The sequence below is a fragment of the Clostridium aestuarii genome (genome assembly GCF_026735135.1).
Classification (GTDB): domain Bacteria; phylum Bacillota; class Clostridia; order Clostridiales; family Clostridiaceae; genus Clostridium_H; species Clostridium_H aestuarii.
The window spans coordinates 79,562-96,235 of the sequence record NZ_JAPQER010000001.1 but is presented as its reverse complement, the minus strand read 5'-3'; the positions used below and the strand labels follow the sequence as shown (position 1 = coordinate 96,235).

Here is a 16,674-nt window from a genome sequence, read left to right as displayed (position 1 = left end):
GATTTATAAATACTGATAATATTATATATTCTTGCAATGAAGTTAAGGGATAAATTATTTAGGACTGTAGAAGTTAATGATAAAAAACAATATTTGAATGTATATTTGTTAAGATAAGAATGGAGGAAGTATTATGATAGTAACAACATGGAATAACAGCAACTGCGATGGTCTAGGTACAGGTTATGGAATAAGGATTTCCAAATCAGATAGAGCTAAATTTTTTGATGTATCATGGAAAAATGTTATTATCCATATTGGTGAATTTGACAATAGTGTAGATATACCTCTTTATGATACCTTTTGGAGAAAATGTTCAGAACTACGAAGTGTGAAGATAGGTAAGTATTTGATTGATAACGGACTAAATAAGTGGGCAAAGGACAGTCCACATAGACTTTTGTTATTTCCTCAAGATGGTAATCAATTTATATTAATGGTTAGTAATCCAAGAAAATTAGCAACATGGGCAGAAGGAAGTAGCTTTACATATGATGGCTGTGTTAAATTTGGAACTAGGATATACTTTGGTAAAACTGGTGTTATAGAAGTTACTAAGCAACAGTATCAGTTGTTATTAAAAAAGTATGCTGGTATGACAATTAGTATCGGGACTTCAAGAGATAAAGCTTCAATTGATAGTTTGGGATATTGGCTTCAAAAACATGTAACAAAGACTGCTATTGCTTCTTATGTTGGTAGAATTTTGGTGCAAGAGGGATATGCTGAAAAAGTTAAGGGTTCTATGATTAAATTTAATTAATAGAAAACAAATAAATGAATTATTAACTTCTGGTTATACATATTTAAAGAAATGAAACAAGGGTTAATTGCTTATTATAACAATAAAATAGTAGATTGGGACAACTTTGACAGTTCATATGCTTATCGCATAAAAAAAAGATTAAAACAACGAGGAAAATATATTAATAATTGTATAAATGGCTTTTTATTTAATGACTTATTTTGGGAAGATAGTAATGTAGAACATATTAAGGATTGTCCTGAAATTGTTTCAGATATATGTTACGTGATTAATAGACAAGATATTATAAATGAGTGGAGAAAAATATCAACACCATATGCATTAGGATTTTTAGTCGACATCAAAGATATTATTTTTGATGAATATACTAAGTTTAAGACTACTAAATCTAAAAAATATTTAATTTGTAAGTATGTAATATACTATTTAGTGCAGATGTCATCATGTATGGGATACTAGGTTTAATAATCCAATAATACGTTTGAAAGATAATCAATCTGTTAGTAAAGAAAGTATTATTGGATTTTATAAGATAGAAGTTTAATTTATGGAAATATATATATTAGGTTAATAAGAATGAAATAAATAAAGGTTAATATAAAAGTGGGTGATTAAAATATCAAAGAAAAAGACTGAAAAACAAAAAAAAATGCAAAAGACAAAATATTCTATAAAGAAAATTGAGACCAATAGAACGGGTGGTCAAATAGCTCTAATTGGGTATGAATATCAAGTGTTATATTCATGCTATTTGTTATTGAAATTTTTAATTAATAATGATAGAAAAATTAAATTAGAAGGAATTGAAGATATTGATTCCTTTAAAACTTCTGATATTGTAAAAATAGAACATATTCAATTAAAATACTCTAAAGATAAACAAGATGCAAGTTTTTTGAAAAGTGTATTAAAAAATTATCTAGAAGTATATGTACTTGATAAAATAAATGATGATAGGTATTTTACTTTAATATATGATTTTGATGTTGCAAAGGGAAACCTAAGTAAACTTATTAGAGGAAATATGGATCAGAAGGCAAAGAAGTATTGGTCTGATATTATTGAGAAAATAAAAGATGAAAATGATACTTGGAATTGGTCCAATTTTGATTTTGATCATTTTTTACAACATCTCAAATTTAATAATATTAAGAAAAATAAATTGATTTTAGAAATAGAAAAAATGCTCATAGATAGATATCAAATAAATACAGGTAATGAAAGTCTATATGTTAATGGATTGTTTTGTCTTTGTTTTGAAAAGATGAGAGAAAGAAAATGTATTGATTTTTTAGAATTAACCAAACGAATCCAATTAATAAAAGATTATATTGATAAAGGTGCTAAAAACCCTGCACATAAATGGATTGAAAAGATAGATTTTGATAATTTACTTCATAAAGATGTTAGTAAAGATTATTATGAAGGCAAAAAAGCTGAACCAGCTGACATTGCAAATCAGTTGCCTGTAAGACGAAAAAATATAGAGAAAAAAATAGAAAAATCTATATTACAACACGTTATTACTGTTATAAAATCTTCAAGTGGACAGGGAAAGACTACTTTAGCATGGCAGGTAGCATATAACTTAAGAAATCAGTATCATATTTATAAACTTAATTGGTGCAATGAAGTTAAAGAACTTGATAACATTGTAGAGTATTTCAAATCTCGAATTAAAATTGGAGAAAAGATATTAATTGTTTTAGATAATTTAGACATTCAGTTAAAAGAATGGAACGTATTATCACAGTATTTTTCAGGTAAGATAGGTATTAATTATAAGTTGTTGCTAACTACTAGAGAAGATGATTGGTATTCATTTTCAGGGGATCCAAGCAATCTAAAGGATATGAGAATTATTGATGTTTTTTTAGATAAAGAACAAGCTGAAAAAATATATGCAACTCTAAAAAAGGAAGGTAAAATACATGAAAGTATCAATAATTGGCAAAGTTCGTGGGAGATTGTTTGTGATAAAGGATTGCTTATAGAATACATTTATTTGTTAACTCATGGCGAGATGATAAATGATAGAATTTCACAACAAATAAAAACTATACAAGGAAGCAAAGGTTCATCTATAAAAATGGCAATTTTAAGGCAAATTACTCTTGCTGATGTTATGGGCATAAAATTACCTGTTAAGGGTTTAGTAGAACAATTTAATTGTACAATAAATGAAGATTTAGATTTTAATGAATTAATGAAGAGCATTGAAAATGAGTTTTATATTAAGATAACAGATCAAAAACTCTATATTGAAGGATTGCATCCTGTACGTTCTCAACACATTGTAAATAGGCTACATGAATTTACTTCAAAGAGTGAAACAATATTAAAAATGCTCAAAATTGTTGATGAAACTTATATTTCAAAATTATATTCCAAGTTACCTACTTATATTGTTGATGATAAAGATAAATTTTATAGAAATTTAATTGAAAATACTTTGGATAATAATTATACTTATTTTTTAAATGCTATAAGGGGAATTTTTAGTGGAAGTGTATTAGAATATTACAATAAAAACAGAACAGTTTTTGATGATGCTGACGAACATGGTGGATTATTATTGTTGTTGTATGAAATAAATCCATTTAATCGTTTTGAAGAAGTTGATATAGAAATAAAAACTTTATCTGAAATGAGGAAGATAGTACCAGATGACAAGAATATTAGGTATTTATGTGATCTTGCAAATAGAATAAATAAATTTGTAATAGAAGATTCAGATTTCTATATTTATTCGTATTACTTATATAACAAATTGAAAGCAATGACTCTAAAGCGAAATATGAATGATTATGTGAGTTTAGCTAATTGGCTTATTAAAGTAGATAAAAAATTTGATATAGTTACTACAGTATCATTAGATGATGTATGGTTAGATAAGAAAAAGTGGAGTATTGAGAGTATAGCTGAATTAATGTATATGTGGTATGGTTTAAATAAAATACAATATTTGGAATTTGTAACTAGGCATAAACAAGAAATATTTATATATATGAAAATTCACACAATGTCTATGCAAGTTTATGAAAATGATAATAAAAGTGAAATACATGTAGAATATTTGATGTTCCCAAATGAAATGAAAAAAGCAAATAAGGAAAGTGTGGCTAGATTAAATACTATTTGTAAAGCATTACCTATCTATAAGTTTTATTGTGCTGATGCAATTAAACCATCATTAGATGTGATTAATTCACTTAATTTACCAGATGATGCTCATAAACAAATACCAGTGGAAAATATTATAATTTCATTTAATTCAGAATTTGCAAAACTTTGGTCTAAAACTATAATGGCTAATTATGAATGTTATTCTATATATGACTGGTTATGTCTTTGGTATAAGTTAAGGAATAAAATAGTAAAATTATTCAAGTTTAATATTCAGATATTAGAAAAGATACTAAAGAAACAGAGAATTAATAATGAATTACTAATATTTATGGATAATCTTAGAGAAGATATTATTATTTCATTGAAGAAGGAAAGACTATTTCCACATGAAAATAGACCATTTGAAAAACCATCAAAATTACCACAGGATATATCTAAAATTAAGACTGGTTATTTTTCATATATAAGAAATTATATAAATCAAATGGTAGCTATATTAAAAAAGGAAAACAATGATACAATAAAATTGGCAGTTTTTAATTTGCGAGATGCAAAAACTAAACTTTTTGAAATGCAAAGTTTTTTCAAACAAATATCCGATGAAACAAATAATTATTCTGAGGATTATAATAGATTGTGTGAGAAGGAAACTTTGTGGATAAGTAGATTGATTGTGCTAAATGAGTACTATTTGAAAGTAGGTAATGAGAGAGGTTTTAGTCGTTATATGGTTACTTCTTGGAAAACACAAAAAGAAAAGCAATTAATTTCAGCAATTAAAGAAAAAATTAATGAAACTAATGAATTTAATTTTGAATATGTATTTCCAATAAGTATAATCGAAGAAGGTAATTTTCTTAAGGTTCCCATTCTTATAAAAAATTTTGATGTGGAAAATGAGCAAGAAATAAATTCATTACTTATCAATTTAGTTTCAACTTTTGAGGTTAAAATACATTATATATATATTTTGATGTGTAATAAATATGGAAGGGTTGAAAGAAATGGATTAAGTATAAGCAAGCTTTCTTTGGAAAAACTTAAAACTTGTATTGAAACAGAGGATGAATCTATGATTGAGGATATTATTCCAGCACTTCCAATTGTAATAACGGAAGATGTTTTAAAATGTTTTAGTAATAAACTTTACTTAGAAAAAGAACAAGTGAATTCTCAATTAGAAGATATTGATACGTTGTATTTGCTATTATGGGAGTATTCTCAGTATGCTAAAAATATTTCAAGTCAAAATTCAGCCGAAAAAACATATTTAGCTTCTTTACAGAAAAATAAAAAGTGTGAAATTGAAATTCTATTCGAAAAAATTAAAAACGTATCACCAACTTATTTTATTAAAACAATAAATGACTTGAAAATAAAAGTTATTAATCAAAATTATTATTTTGATGATGTGGAACTGAATAATTGCATAAATGAAATCATTAGTTATATAAGTGAATGGAATATTTAACATATTTTTATTTATGAAAGAATAATATGTTAACTACCCATTATTCATATTACCCGAAACAGATATAAAGACAAATGCCTAAGCAATTAATGTATAAAATACAACTGTCCAAAAGTAAAATGTTTTAATAAACTTTTGGACAGGCTTTCTTTTATTTAGTAATTCTCAAATATTCAGTAAGTGCAATTTGAATAATCTTAGAGCGATTTCCTTTTCGCTTTATATTATATTTTTTGCATATTCTTTGTTCAATCATATCAAGAACAAAAGAGCTTATTGATATGGAAATTTTTTCGGTTCCAAAAGCTGTTATATATTCAGCGTATTGTGAAGCATCTATGTCTTCATCTCTAAAGTTAACTGTATTAATACTAGTATCTCTTTTAGAGGTAGATTTGTTCTGCTTTATATTATTTATTGGTTCTGACTTATCTTCAGTATTATTCTCATTTTTTCTACAGATAGTATTACTTTTTTCTTCTGCTTTTGTATCGTTATTTATTTGATTAGGTGAAGCTGTTTTTTCTTCGGTATGATTATTTTCTTCATCAATTGTACCTTTATGAGATGTAGTTATATTATCAGAAGGATTTGGAATACTTTTTTTCTTACCTTTTGTATTATTAATATCATTTTGTGGGTAAGAAATCCATTTCTTTTTTTTCCATTGAAGATTTAAGTTGTTTTTAATATAGGTTTTAATAGCGTTTGGGCTTGGGCTTGGGGAGTTAGCTTCTTCACAGGATTGATATATTTTTTTGTGTATTTCCGTAGGAGTTAGATTTTGATTGATTAAGGTATTAAAATCAAATTTACTAAGAATATTATAAAGCTCAATTTTTTTCATATTAGTCCTCTATAGAAATTTTTCTTAATATATATAGTATGATTTAAGTGAAAAAAGGTTACTAAAATTATTAAGAAAATTTAACTTAATAGAATACCATTTTCATACTTTTAGTTGTAGGCACGTAGTCTTTAACGGTATACCGAGAAGGACTATGTGCCTACAAGTTTTATTTTTTAAAACCTGATTGTTATAAGGTTTTTGGAGAAATAATTATATTTAGTTTTAGTTGATTATTATCATTGGATACTAATATTTTATCTATTACAAGAAAGCATAATACTCTTTTATCAGGTATTTGTTTTATGATTATATTAATTTGGTTATTAAATTTCTTGAATGATATAGGCTTAATATTAAGTTGGCTTTTATTTTCTTCCAGCTGCTTTGTAAGTAGAGATATTTTGTCTTGAAAATAATGTTTGTATTTTAATAGTCCATTTATTATATGTTGCTTAGGATTTTCAGCCAGCATTTCATCAATATTTTTAACATTGTTTTCAATATCTGAAATCTTATTCTTTAATGCATATATAACTTTATTATGTGTTTCATTTTTCTCTTTAAATGAGGATAGATATTTATTGTATCCCATAGATATATCATTTTTGCAGTAATTGATATCATACAGCTTGTCTAAAACTAAATCTTCTATTAATTCTGTTTTAATAATATTATGTGATTTACCATTTTCTTTTGTAGGACATCTATATACACTAGCTTTATGTTTTCCGTAATTTTTAGGAATTAATTTATTACCGCATTTTGAGCAGATTAAAAGATCTTTTAGAATATATGGAGAAGAGAAATATTGAGGATCTTTTATATTTGCTTTAAATTTCTTTAGTAAATAAATTATATTTTTATTCTCTAAGCCAACTATATCAAGATTTCCTTTATGGTCAGATTTTAAGTAAACCTCTTTTTTTACATTGTTTTTTCTTCTTCCACCTGTTTTTCCCAACTTAATATACCAAAATAAGCTTCATTAGATAGCATATATTCTACAGTACTTTTCTTAAAGCTATATGGAAAATATTTTTGAGATAATATATCAGCAATTTTTCTATAGCCATATCCACTGGAATAAAGCTCAAAAGCTGTTTTTACTATATCCAGCTTTGTATTATCTATGCTTAAAGTTTTACCTGTTGGACTATTTGTAAGAATAAAGCCAAGGGGAGGTTTTCCACAAGTCCAATCCCCCCTTTTGAATACTTGAGCAAGAGAATCAGAAACTCTTGAACTAATAGTTGAAGCTTCAAATTCAGCAAAACAAGCTAATATATTTTGAAGCTTTTGGCTTAGAGGGTCATTTTTAAAATTTTCACCTTCTTTAGTAAAGTGAATTTGTACATGGTTTTTTTCTAAATGTTGTTTAATCAGGGCATTTTGAAATACATCTCTAGCTAATCTATCACTGCTGTAGACTATAAGGTGAGAGAAATCTCCATCTCCATGGGAAGCCATTGTCAGTATTTTTAATAATTCTGGACGAGATTTAAAAACAACGGTTAAATCACTTACAATAGGTGAGTTATTTGTATTTGAAGCAGGCTTTTTTTCACAGAATACCATATCTTTATTTAAAAGCAGATTGTTTTCTGCTGCATATTTAAATGCTTTAGCTTCTTGTGTTTCTAAATTTTGTCTTCTATCTGATACTCGGAGGTATGCTGCTGCTTTTGTATTGGATTTGTGAGGAGTATTTGGGGTATGAGACATACACTTTCACCCTCTTTATTATATTTTTCAAGAAATCATTTGCTATATTTTCATTTAAAATGAAATGCTGAATTAGTAGATTTTTTTGTTGAAAAACTATTTTTTCATGGAGATTTTCTTTATAGTAGATGTATTCAGATATTTTTCCTTTTAATTTATCGTATTTATCTTTAAGAGTTTTTTCTTCTATAGATAGGTCATCAAAGGTAGTATTAGTTATAGTTTTATATTTTATCATTTTAAGCATTAATTTATCTTGTTGTGTATTTAAAGATTTAAGTTGTTTCTCTATTGTGCTTGTTTGAGATTGTATTTCTTCCATTTTATAATTGTAATAATTTATAATTTTTTTATTGGTAAATAAATCATCAATGACATCTGATAATAATTTATTTAAGAGAGTTTCTTTTTTTGTTCTGAAGCAGTGATTAACACATTCAAAATAATTATCAATTAAATATACTTTTGAGTTGCATCTCTTACAGTAGATCAAACTTGAAAACATACATTTAGAAGAGTCCATAGAATTAATATTAGAAAAGCCATTTACATGAAAATATTTTGTTACGATTTTTTCCCAAACATCGAAGTCTTTTATTATAGGTGTAATATTATTTGCAGGTATGAGTTGAGATTTATCTATTGAGAAACTGTTATCTTTATTAGCTATTAGCAATTTTTCAATTGGGGTTTTAGGAGTTTTAGTATACCATCCAGTATATATAGGAGATTTAATTATTCTCTCAAGAATGGAAATGGTAAACTTCAATTTATATTTACTATTTACATCATTTACAATTTCTTTTAAGGAATTTCTTGTTAAAGGACTATCTGAAAAGCGTTTAAAAAGGTAAGTAATTATTGGGGCAAGTTTAGGGTCATGGATTAATTCAGCATTTTTACTTTTACCCAATTTAATGTATCCTTTTGGAACTTTTGCGGATATTGAATAATTATGACTTGCACGTTTTCTATCTAATCCATCTTTGGTTCTTAAAGCTATATTTGCAGGCTCTAATTCAGCAAAGGAAACAAGTATATTTTCTATAAGTGAAGAAATTTCACTATTATCATCTAGTGCAAATTCATCGTTAGCTGCATAAATTATATTAACATTATTTTGCTTACATAAGTATTTGATTTCTTTAAAATGCACAGTTTTTCTAGCAAGACGATCTCTTTTAAAAACTATAATAGATTTAAATTTATTGTGTTTCAAGTCATATATAAGCTTTTTAAATCCAGGTCTGTGAAATGGTTCATATTTAGTTGCAGATTCATAATCAAGGTATTCTTGGCTAATTAATAGATTAAGTTCACTAGCTTTATCCCTACATGTTTGAAGTTGATTTTGTATATTATCTTTGTTATTTTTTGTTGATCTTCTTCCATATATAGCACAGTAGTGATTAGGGTTATATTCATATACTTCAGTGTCGTTCTTCATTTTCTTCTTTTACACAGCTCCTTTTATTATTTTTCAATATAAAGTCTATTATGTAATCCATGAATATATTCTTATAATATTCTTCATTATTATAAGTAATAGTTATTTCAATATTTTCTTTTTCCAAGTGTATTACCTCCAAAAGTAAGTTTTATTTGTGTTAATAATTTAGATAGTAGTATATATTTGAGGGATTTCTTGTGAAAATTTTATACCATGTCTTAAATAGTAAAGGCTAAATATGTCAGGATAAACTCCAAACTTCTTTTTTATAGATGTGATAGTAAAGAGAGTTTTAGATGTGAAAAAGGATTTATTGATAGGGGGAAGATGTTTCCCACTTTTATAATCGATTAGTTCTAATTGATCATTGGATAAGAAGTGGAGTTTATCTATTTTGGCATATTTAAGTTTAGATCCTTCTTTAGCAGTTATGAATTTATTGATTAGTACAATATCACAACCTCTATCTAGAGGATTTAAGGAATATTTTTTCATAGCAGTAGTGGCAAAGGATTTAAATAGCGATTCCTCATAATTAGATTGGTAACCTGTAGATAACCAATTATCATTGAGAATATCGATAAGAGATTTATAAGATAATGAAGTGTTAGAATAGTGTTTATTTATGTAGTACAAGGTTTTATGAAGTGATATATCAAAAGAGAGGTATTTGTTAATTTTCACTTATGACTTCACCACCTTTGCAGTAATAGGATGTGCAGCAAGTGAAAGGAATATACATTAAAATGAAATTTCATTAAAATGAAAAACAACTAAATCTATAATTATTTAGAATTAGTTGTTTTTATTAATTGAGTAATTGTTTCAAAATTTTTGATAATAGTATTAGATATTAAAGTTATAAAGCAAGTAAATAAATTTTAAAATGTAATATTTAGTGTGATTAGTATTTAACTAAGAAATAAGGCTTAATTAAATCATTCTAGCTAAAAATTTTAAATTATATATTTTCAGTTATAGTTTTAAGTTGTGGATAATTAAGTATTAATTAATAAAAAATAGATATAGTTCTAATATAAACGAATTTTGTAATATTATTGAATTAAATGTTATAATAATAGCGTTATTAAATTATTCAAAGAGGTGAGATATATGGATAGAGGTTCAGAATGGAGAAAGTGGGATTTACATGTACATACTGCAGCGTCATATGATTATAAATATAAATCAAGTGATTGTGATGAATTTCTAGTGAATTCTTGGAAAAAACAAGAATTGGTAGCTGTGGCTATAACTGATCATTTTGTTATAGATGTAGAAAGAATAAAGAAACTAAAACAGATGGTACCAAATATTAAAATTTTTCCTGGGGTAGAGTTAAGATGTGATAAAGGAACTTCAAATTTACATGTAATTATAATTTTTCCTGATAAAGAAGTTGATAATTTAGCAAATAGATTTAATGTAATTATGAAGGACGCCAAAGCTAAAAATAAAGATAATAATGATACAATTTATTGGGATTATTCGGATATAATAGAGTTTGCAAAAAAAAATCAGGGTATTATTAGTGTCCATGCTGGTAAAAAAGATAAAGGAATTGATGACGGAATAACAAATTCTTTAGAAGTAAATATGGCAATTAAAGAAGAAATAGCTGAACATGCTCATATATTTGAAATGGGAAGGCTTAAAGATATAGATGATTATAATAAATATGTATTTAAAGAGATAGAAAGAAAGCCAATGATAATATGTTCAGATAATCATGATCCAAGGGATTATATAATAAAAGAAAATTTGTGGGTAAAAGCTGATTTAACATTTGAAGGACTACAGCAAGCAATAAAAGAGCCACAATTAAGGTTTTTTGTAGGGAATAGACCTCCTAAGAAAAAAATTATTGAGGAGAATAGTAATAAATTTATAGATAGTATAAAAATACAAGGAATAACATCAGAAGATAAATGGTTTGGTGATGAAATATTATTAAATTATGATTTAGTTACAATTATAGGTAATAAGGGAAATGGGAAAAGTGCGTTAGCAGATATAATAGGACATGCAGGAAACACACATAATAATAGGTTTTCATTTCTGAGCGAAAATAGATTTAACCAAAAAACTGATTACTTAGGTAAAAATTATAGTGTAAAACTTAAGTGGAAAAATGGTACAGAAGAAGAAAAAAATCTATTTCCCATAGAAAATAATATGTTATTAGAAAAAGTTAAATATTTACCACAGAAATACATTGAAGATGTGTGCAATGATTTAAAAGATGAGTTTAAAGATGAAATAGAACGACTTATTTTTGATTACTTGCCAGATGAAGAAAAGATGGGAAAGAAATCATTAGATGAATTAATGCAATATTTAACAGACAGTATAATCATAGATATAGATTCCAGTAAAATTAAGTTAAAGGAACTAAACGCTGAAATATTAGCGAAGGAAAAACAAATTTCTGACAAAGAAAAACAAATTTTATATACAAAATTAAAAGAATATGAAAAGGAATTAGAACAAGAAAATCGTAATAAACCAAAAGATATATCAAAACCAAGTATAGATAACAAAGTTGAGAAAAAATTAAATTTACTTAATTCTCAAATTGAAGATTATAAGAAAAAGTTAGAAATTAGAAAAAAAGATTTGGAAAATATCACTAAAAAACAGTATGTAATAGAAAACACTATACAACAGATAGAAAAAACTAAGGGAAAATTTTGTGAATGGATAGAAAAAATAAATGATAATTTAAAAAATAATGGGATTAATGAATTGATAATAGGTGAATTGAAAATTAATTATCAAAAATTAATTTTATTAAAGGAATTTATTAAAAGTGAGATATTAAACATAAAAGCAGATATAAGCGTTATTGAAGAAGATGGAAAAGACGGAATAATAGTAGAAAAGCTTAAGAGGGCACAAAAAGAAGTAAAAGAGATAACAAATACTTTAACAAAATCTGAAATTATTTATCAGAAGTATGTAGAAAAAACTATAAAATGGAGAGAAAAGTTAACCAAGATTTCAGATAAAATAACACAATTAAGAGAAAATATAAGAGTATTAGAAAAAGATTTACCAAAAGAGTTAGATGAATTGTATAAAGATAGAAAACGGTTATGTATGGTAATATATAAATTAAACAAAGAAATTATTGATAAATATGCACAGAAATATTCATATATAAAAAAAGCAATAAGCGAGTTAAATATGAAAAATTCGGAAAAGCCAAATATAGAAATTAATCTGTATTTGGATGTTGATTCTATGGAAGATAAAATATTAAACTATATTAATCAAAATGTAAAAAGCATTTTTAGAGGGAAACAACAAGCTAAAGAAAATTTAGTAGAGCTAGTAGAAGAACTTAATGTAGAGGATTTTAATAGTATATTTGATTGTGTTAGTAAAATAGAAAGCAAATTAAAAAAATCAGTATCGGATTATGATAAAGTATTTAAGGATAAAATAGAGTTTTTTAATAATCTTTATGGACTAGATTATATTAAAATAAATTATGAATTAAAATTAGGAGATAAAGTATTATCCAAACTGTCTCCAGGAGAAAGAGGGTTATTATTATTAATTTTTTATTTGATTTTAGATAAAGAAAATACACCTTTAATAATAGACCAGCCAGAGGATAATTTGGATAATCAATCTATATTTAAGAAATTAGTGAAATATATAATAAAGGCTAAAGAAAAAAGACAAATAATAATAGTAACACATAATCCTAATATTGCAGTGGCATGTGATTCAGAACAGATAATATATAGTAAAATGGACAAAGAAAAGTTACAAATAAGGTATAAAACTGGTAGTATGGAGTCGTTACAAATGAATGAGTATATAGTAGATGTATTAGAAGGTACTATGCCAGCATTTGAAAAAAGAAGTAACAAATATAAGAGATAAGCAAATTATTTACTTAATAATATTTATATATAAATTACCATATACTATATAAAAAAGATGTAGGGGTAATTTATGTGAAAAAAATAGAAAATATTAAAGATAAGGTTATTAAAAAGATATTTTCAATGAGAAGAGAATTAGTAGAACAGCTTAATAATATTGATTTCCAAACAATAGAGTACAGAGTTTATTTATACAAGAGAATACAAAGTTTGAATGTATTTCAAGAATTATTTGTAATTTCATATAACAAAAAATGCAATCAAAGTAAAAAAGAATTATATATTACATTTAAACAAGAAACTAAAGATTTTCTAGATAGTTGTAGAATACAACAACTTATTGAAAAATCAAGTTGGGTGATTCATTTAGAGACATATAATATTATAAAAAATATTATTAGCCAAGTATAAGAAAATATATAAATATTATTTATGTTTATAACATTTTTATTAAGTATATTAACTAAAGTAAGGTTAGAGTAGTTTAAGTTGTACAGATAATATGCTAAAGTCAATAAAAATAAAACTTATGTGGTAAATTGAGTAAACACAAAATAAGGGATTTTATTATATTTTAATATTGAACTATAAGTGTTTATGAAAATTTTAAGTAGAAAAGTTATTCTATTAATTGATTAATTGTCTGGAGCTCCTTAATCAGCATATTAGTTACTAAAGCTATTTTACCTTCATCAAAGGATAGTGCTGAGAAAGTTGTAATAAAAGCATCAATTAGTTTTTCAAGTGATGAACGTAATTTCTTGAAATCTTTTGTGTTATTTATATTTAATTCTTCAATAGGGTAGGATTTAGAAAATAGCTCTAATTCTGATATTGGTATGGATAATTTTTTTATAATATTATTTAGTAAAGTAAGTTGAAAAGAATCTGTTTTGCCTGTTTCAATATTGCTGAGTAATCCTATTGAAATATTAAGTTTATCAGCAAGTTGGGTCATGGTGTAGCCTTTTTGTTTTCTATATTTTCTTATGGTTTCACCTAGCTGTTGTTGCATGTAAACACCTCCGTATATTTAGGAGTATGGACAAGTGATGGATTGTTTAAACACTATAAGGGAAAATATGTAATGGCTTTTGTGATTATGTTTATTGAAAAGAACACTACGAATTATGTATTTTTATATATATTATGTAAAAATAGTGATAAAATATGAAGTGACTAATGTTTATAGTAGGCAGTTAGAAAATAGATGATAAAGTTCAAAAAATAGAAATAAAAAAGCAGTTGGGTTATTATAAAACAATAGCTTTTAAAGTGTGATTTGGTAATGGAGGGGTAAGATGCAAGATTTAACAGTAAGATCAGAAAATATACAAAGAATATATGGGTTTTATACAAGTAATAGATTGTTAGTAAATAGAAGGTATCAAAGAAAATTAGTGTGGAGTATAGAAGAAAAATCTGCTTTTATAGATTCAATAATGAAAGGATATCCGGTTCCTTTAATATTATTAGCAGAAATAAGTACTGATGATAATACTACCTTTGAAATAATAGATGGAATGCAAAGATTAAATGCAATAGTATCATTCATAGAAGGTGAGTTTTCAGTAAATGGCGAATATTTTGATTTAGAAGCTATGGCTGAGAGTAAGTTAATACATGATAAAGGTAAAATAGAACAGAATAAACCTAAAATGAAAAGAGAAATATGTGCTGAAATAGCATCTTATGTATTACCATTATCTATCTATAAGATGGAGAGTGAGGAGCAGATAGATGAAATATTTAGAAGAATAAATTCTAACGGAAAACATTTATCTAAACAAGAAATAAGACAAGCAGGATCAATATCGTTATTTGCCAATATAGTTAGAGAATTATCAAGTCAAATAAGAGGAGATTCTTCATTAAGAGAAAGGTTACTTCTTAATGATATGAAAAATATAAGTATAACTAATAAAGAATTAGACTATGGGATAAATGTAGATAAGGTATTTTGGGTTGATAATACAATAATAAGAAGAGAACAGGTAAGAGAGTCTAAAGATGAAGAAATAATAGCAGATATATTAGCATATACACTATTGAAGGACAAGCCATTATCCAGCAGTAAAACATTAGATGAATTTTATGGATTCAATAATGACAAAAGTAAAAAGTTTAAAGAATTAGAAGAACAAATAACAATTAGAGGAAAAGAAAAAATTAAAGAAGATTTTTATAAAGTATTTGATATACTTAATAGTGTATTAGTTAAGTCAAATAAAAAGTTCAATCAATTAATTTTTAAAGAGAGTACTTTAGATAAGATACCTAGATACTTTCAAATAGTATATTTAGCATTATTTGAATTAGCTGTTAATAGAAACATGAAGGTTAAGTCAGGTGACAGGATTATAAAGGCTTTAGATGGAATATCTAAGAATATTAATTTAAGCCAAGGTGGAGGAAACTGGAGTGCAATAGAGAGAGAAAATAATGTAAATTCTGTAGTAGGTATTATTGAGAAGAATTTTGCTAAGAATATTGAAGATCCATCTATGGTTCAATGGAGTATAGAATTAGAAAATATATTAAGTCAATCTACGACAGAGCAAAGTTCATTTGATTTTAAGTTGGGTTTTTGTAATTTAACTAGTAGAGAGTTTATTGATAAAACCTTTGATAAGTCAATAAAAACACTTACAGCTATGATAAATAGGGGTAAAAATAGTGTAGGATATTTAATTGTAGGAGTAGCGGATAAGAAAAGTGATGCTGAGGATGTTAAGAAGATAACTAATGAAGAGTATATAAAGAAAGGTAATTTCTTTATAACTGGGGTTAACCACGATATAGATATTTTAGAAACGGATGATGATAAATACTTCCAAAAGGTAATACAAAAAATAGATGCGCAACCAATAGAGAAAAAATATAAATCACAGATTACGAACAATATAAAATTTTTAGATTATGGTGGGAAAAGGGTCATAATAATGAAATTGGAAGAGCAGGGTGAAGCAGTTATATATGATAATAAATATTACGAAAGAAAAGGTGCTAATGTAGCAGAAGTTAAGATGAATGAGGTAATAAATTTATTTAAAAAATTTTCAGACTAATAATTAAGTATAGAGTTATTAAATTGGAGTTATCTCTTTATTATATTTAATATCAAAGCAAGTAGGGTGTTGTACACCCTACTAAGTTACCAGGTTCTTGTCAAATTGAAAAAATACTCTGTCTAAAACTCTTTGATGCAGCGGAACGTGGACAGTATATTGGAGACACCTATAGAAATGTGTATGTCAGCAACAAATGGGAGAACAGCAATTTAAGGGAATGGCTGAACAGTATTGAAAAAACAGTAAAATATACAACACACTCTCCAACAAATGAAGTAGTAGAGGATGGATGTAATGATTATGCATATGAAACAGGCTT

The 16,674-nt window shown here is 25.8% G+C and carries 13 protein-coding genes; 6 read left to right on the top strand and 7 right to left on the bottom strand.

Going from position 1 to position 16,674, the window contains the following annotated elements:
• The first annotated feature begins 133 nt into the window (after positions 1-133).
• From OW763_RS00405 to OW763_RS00395, 3 genes are all read left to right on the top strand, one after another.
• Complete coding sequence (locus tag OW763_RS00405; RefSeq protein ID WP_268039085.1) at positions 134-763, top strand: hypothetical protein; 630 nt, start codon at positions 134-136, stop codon at positions 761-763.
• Between the two features lie 51 nt (positions 764-814).
• Entirely contained in the window at positions 815-1,225 is a 411-nt protein-coding gene (locus OW763_RS00400; RefSeq protein WP_268039084.1) for a hypothetical protein, read from the top strand.
• A 148-nt stretch (positions 1,226-1,373) separates the two neighbouring features.
• Complete coding sequence (locus OW763_RS00395; RefSeq protein WP_268039083.1) at positions 1,374-5,366, top strand: P-loop NTPase; 3,993 nt, start codon at positions 1,374-1,376, stop codon at positions 5,364-5,366.
• Between the two features lie 151 nt (positions 5,367-5,517).
• On the opposite strand, the gene OW763_RS00390 is transcribed toward OW763_RS00395, so the two are convergent.
• The 6 genes from OW763_RS00390 to OW763_RS00365 form a co-directional block, all read right to left on the bottom strand.
• Complete coding sequence (locus OW763_RS00390) at positions 5,518-6,213, bottom strand: hypothetical protein (RefSeq protein WP_268039082.1); 696 nt, start codon at positions 6,211-6,213, stop codon at positions 5,518-5,520.
• 190 nt (positions 6,214-6,403) lie between these two features.
• The gene (locus OW763_RS00385; RefSeq protein ID WP_268039080.1) at positions 6,404-7,177 is read right to left on the bottom strand and encodes a recombinase zinc ribbon domain-containing protein; all 774 of its coding nucleotides are present in this window, start codon (positions 7,175-7,177) and stop codon (positions 6,404-6,406) included.
• The gene (locus OW763_RS00380) at positions 7,141-7,938 is read right to left on the bottom strand and encodes a recombinase family protein (protein WP_268039079.1); all 798 of its coding nucleotides are present in this window, start codon (positions 7,936-7,938) and stop codon (positions 7,141-7,143) included. The genes OW763_RS00385 and OW763_RS00380 overlap by 37 nt, the downstream gene beginning before the upstream one ends.
• Positions 7,868-9,385, bottom strand: coding sequence for a recombinase family protein (locus OW763_RS00375; protein ID WP_268039078.1), 1,518 nt, complete (start codon positions 9,383-9,385; stop codon positions 7,868-7,870). Before OW763_RS00375 ends, OW763_RS00380 begins: the two co-directional genes overlap by 71 nt.
• Positions 9,369-9,512 (bottom strand): hypothetical protein, encoded by a 144-nt coding sequence (locus tag OW763_RS00370; protein ID WP_268039076.1) that lies wholly within the window; start codon positions 9,510-9,512, stop codon positions 9,369-9,371. Before OW763_RS00370 ends, OW763_RS00375 begins: the two co-directional genes overlap by 17 nt.
• Positions 9,513-9,553: 41 nt before the next feature.
• On the bottom strand, positions 9,554-10,072 hold the full coding sequence (locus tag OW763_RS00365) for a hypothetical protein (RefSeq protein ID WP_268039075.1): 519 nt from the start codon (positions 10,070-10,072) through the stop codon (positions 9,554-9,556).
• 429 nt (positions 10,073-10,501) lie between these two features.
• On the opposite strand from OW763_RS00365, the gene OW763_RS00360 reads away from it, so the two are divergent.
• Positions 10,502-13,282 (top strand): TrlF family AAA-like ATPase, encoded by a 2,781-nt coding sequence (locus OW763_RS00360; protein ID WP_268039074.1) that lies wholly within the window; start codon positions 10,502-10,504, stop codon positions 13,280-13,282.
• Between the two features lie 74 nt (positions 13,283-13,356).
• Positions 13,357-13,695, top strand: coding sequence for a hypothetical protein (locus OW763_RS00355; protein ID WP_268039073.1), 339 nt, complete (start codon positions 13,357-13,359; stop codon positions 13,693-13,695).
• Positions 13,696-13,903: 208 nt separating this feature from the next.
• Here the strand turns inward: OW763_RS00355 and OW763_RS00350 are convergent, their stop codons facing one another.
• Positions 13,904-14,299 carry a helix-turn-helix domain-containing protein gene (locus OW763_RS00350; protein WP_268039071.1) on the bottom strand — a complete coding sequence of 132 codons (396 nt, stop codon included), beginning with the start codon at positions 14,297-14,299 and terminating at the stop codon, positions 13,904-13,906.
• 286 nt (positions 14,300-14,585) lie between these two features.
• Between OW763_RS00350 and OW763_RS00345 the strand changes: the two genes are divergently transcribed.
• Entirely contained in the window at positions 14,586-16,352 is a 1,767-nt protein-coding gene (locus OW763_RS00345) for a DUF262 domain-containing protein (RefSeq protein WP_268039070.1), read from the top strand.
• Positions 16,353-16,674: the final 322 nt, after the last annotated feature.

Bases quoted from the DNA above. Each gene is read 5' to 3' on its own strand.
- OW763_RS00360 (WP_268039074.1), top strand. From the start codon at position 10,502: ATGGATAGAGGTTCAGAATGGAGAAAGTGGGATTTACATGTACATACT.
- OW763_RS00405 (WP_268039085.1), top strand. From the start codon at position 134: ATGATAGTAACAACATGGAATAACAGCAACTGCGATGGTCTAGGTACA.
- OW763_RS00350 (WP_268039071.1), bottom strand. From the start codon at position 14,299: ATGCAACAACAGCTAGGTGAAACCATAAGAAAATATAGAAAACAAAAA.
- OW763_RS00400 (WP_268039084.1), top strand. From the start codon at position 815: ATGAAACAAGGGTTAATTGCTTATTATAACAATAAAATAGTAGATTGG.
- OW763_RS00345 (WP_268039070.1), top strand. From the start codon at position 14,586: ATGCAAGATTTAACAGTAAGATCAGAAAATATACAAAGAATATATGGG.
- OW763_RS00375 (WP_268039078.1), bottom strand. From the start codon at position 9,385: ATGAAGAACGACACTGAAGTATATGAATATAACCCTAATCACTACTGT.
- OW763_RS00390 (WP_268039082.1), bottom strand. From the start codon at position 6,213: ATGAAAAAAATTGAGCTTTATAATATTCTTAGTAAATTTGATTTTAAT.
- OW763_RS00380 (WP_268039079.1), bottom strand. From the start codon at position 7,938: ATGTCTCATACCCCAAATACTCCTCACAAATCCAATACAAAAGCAGCA.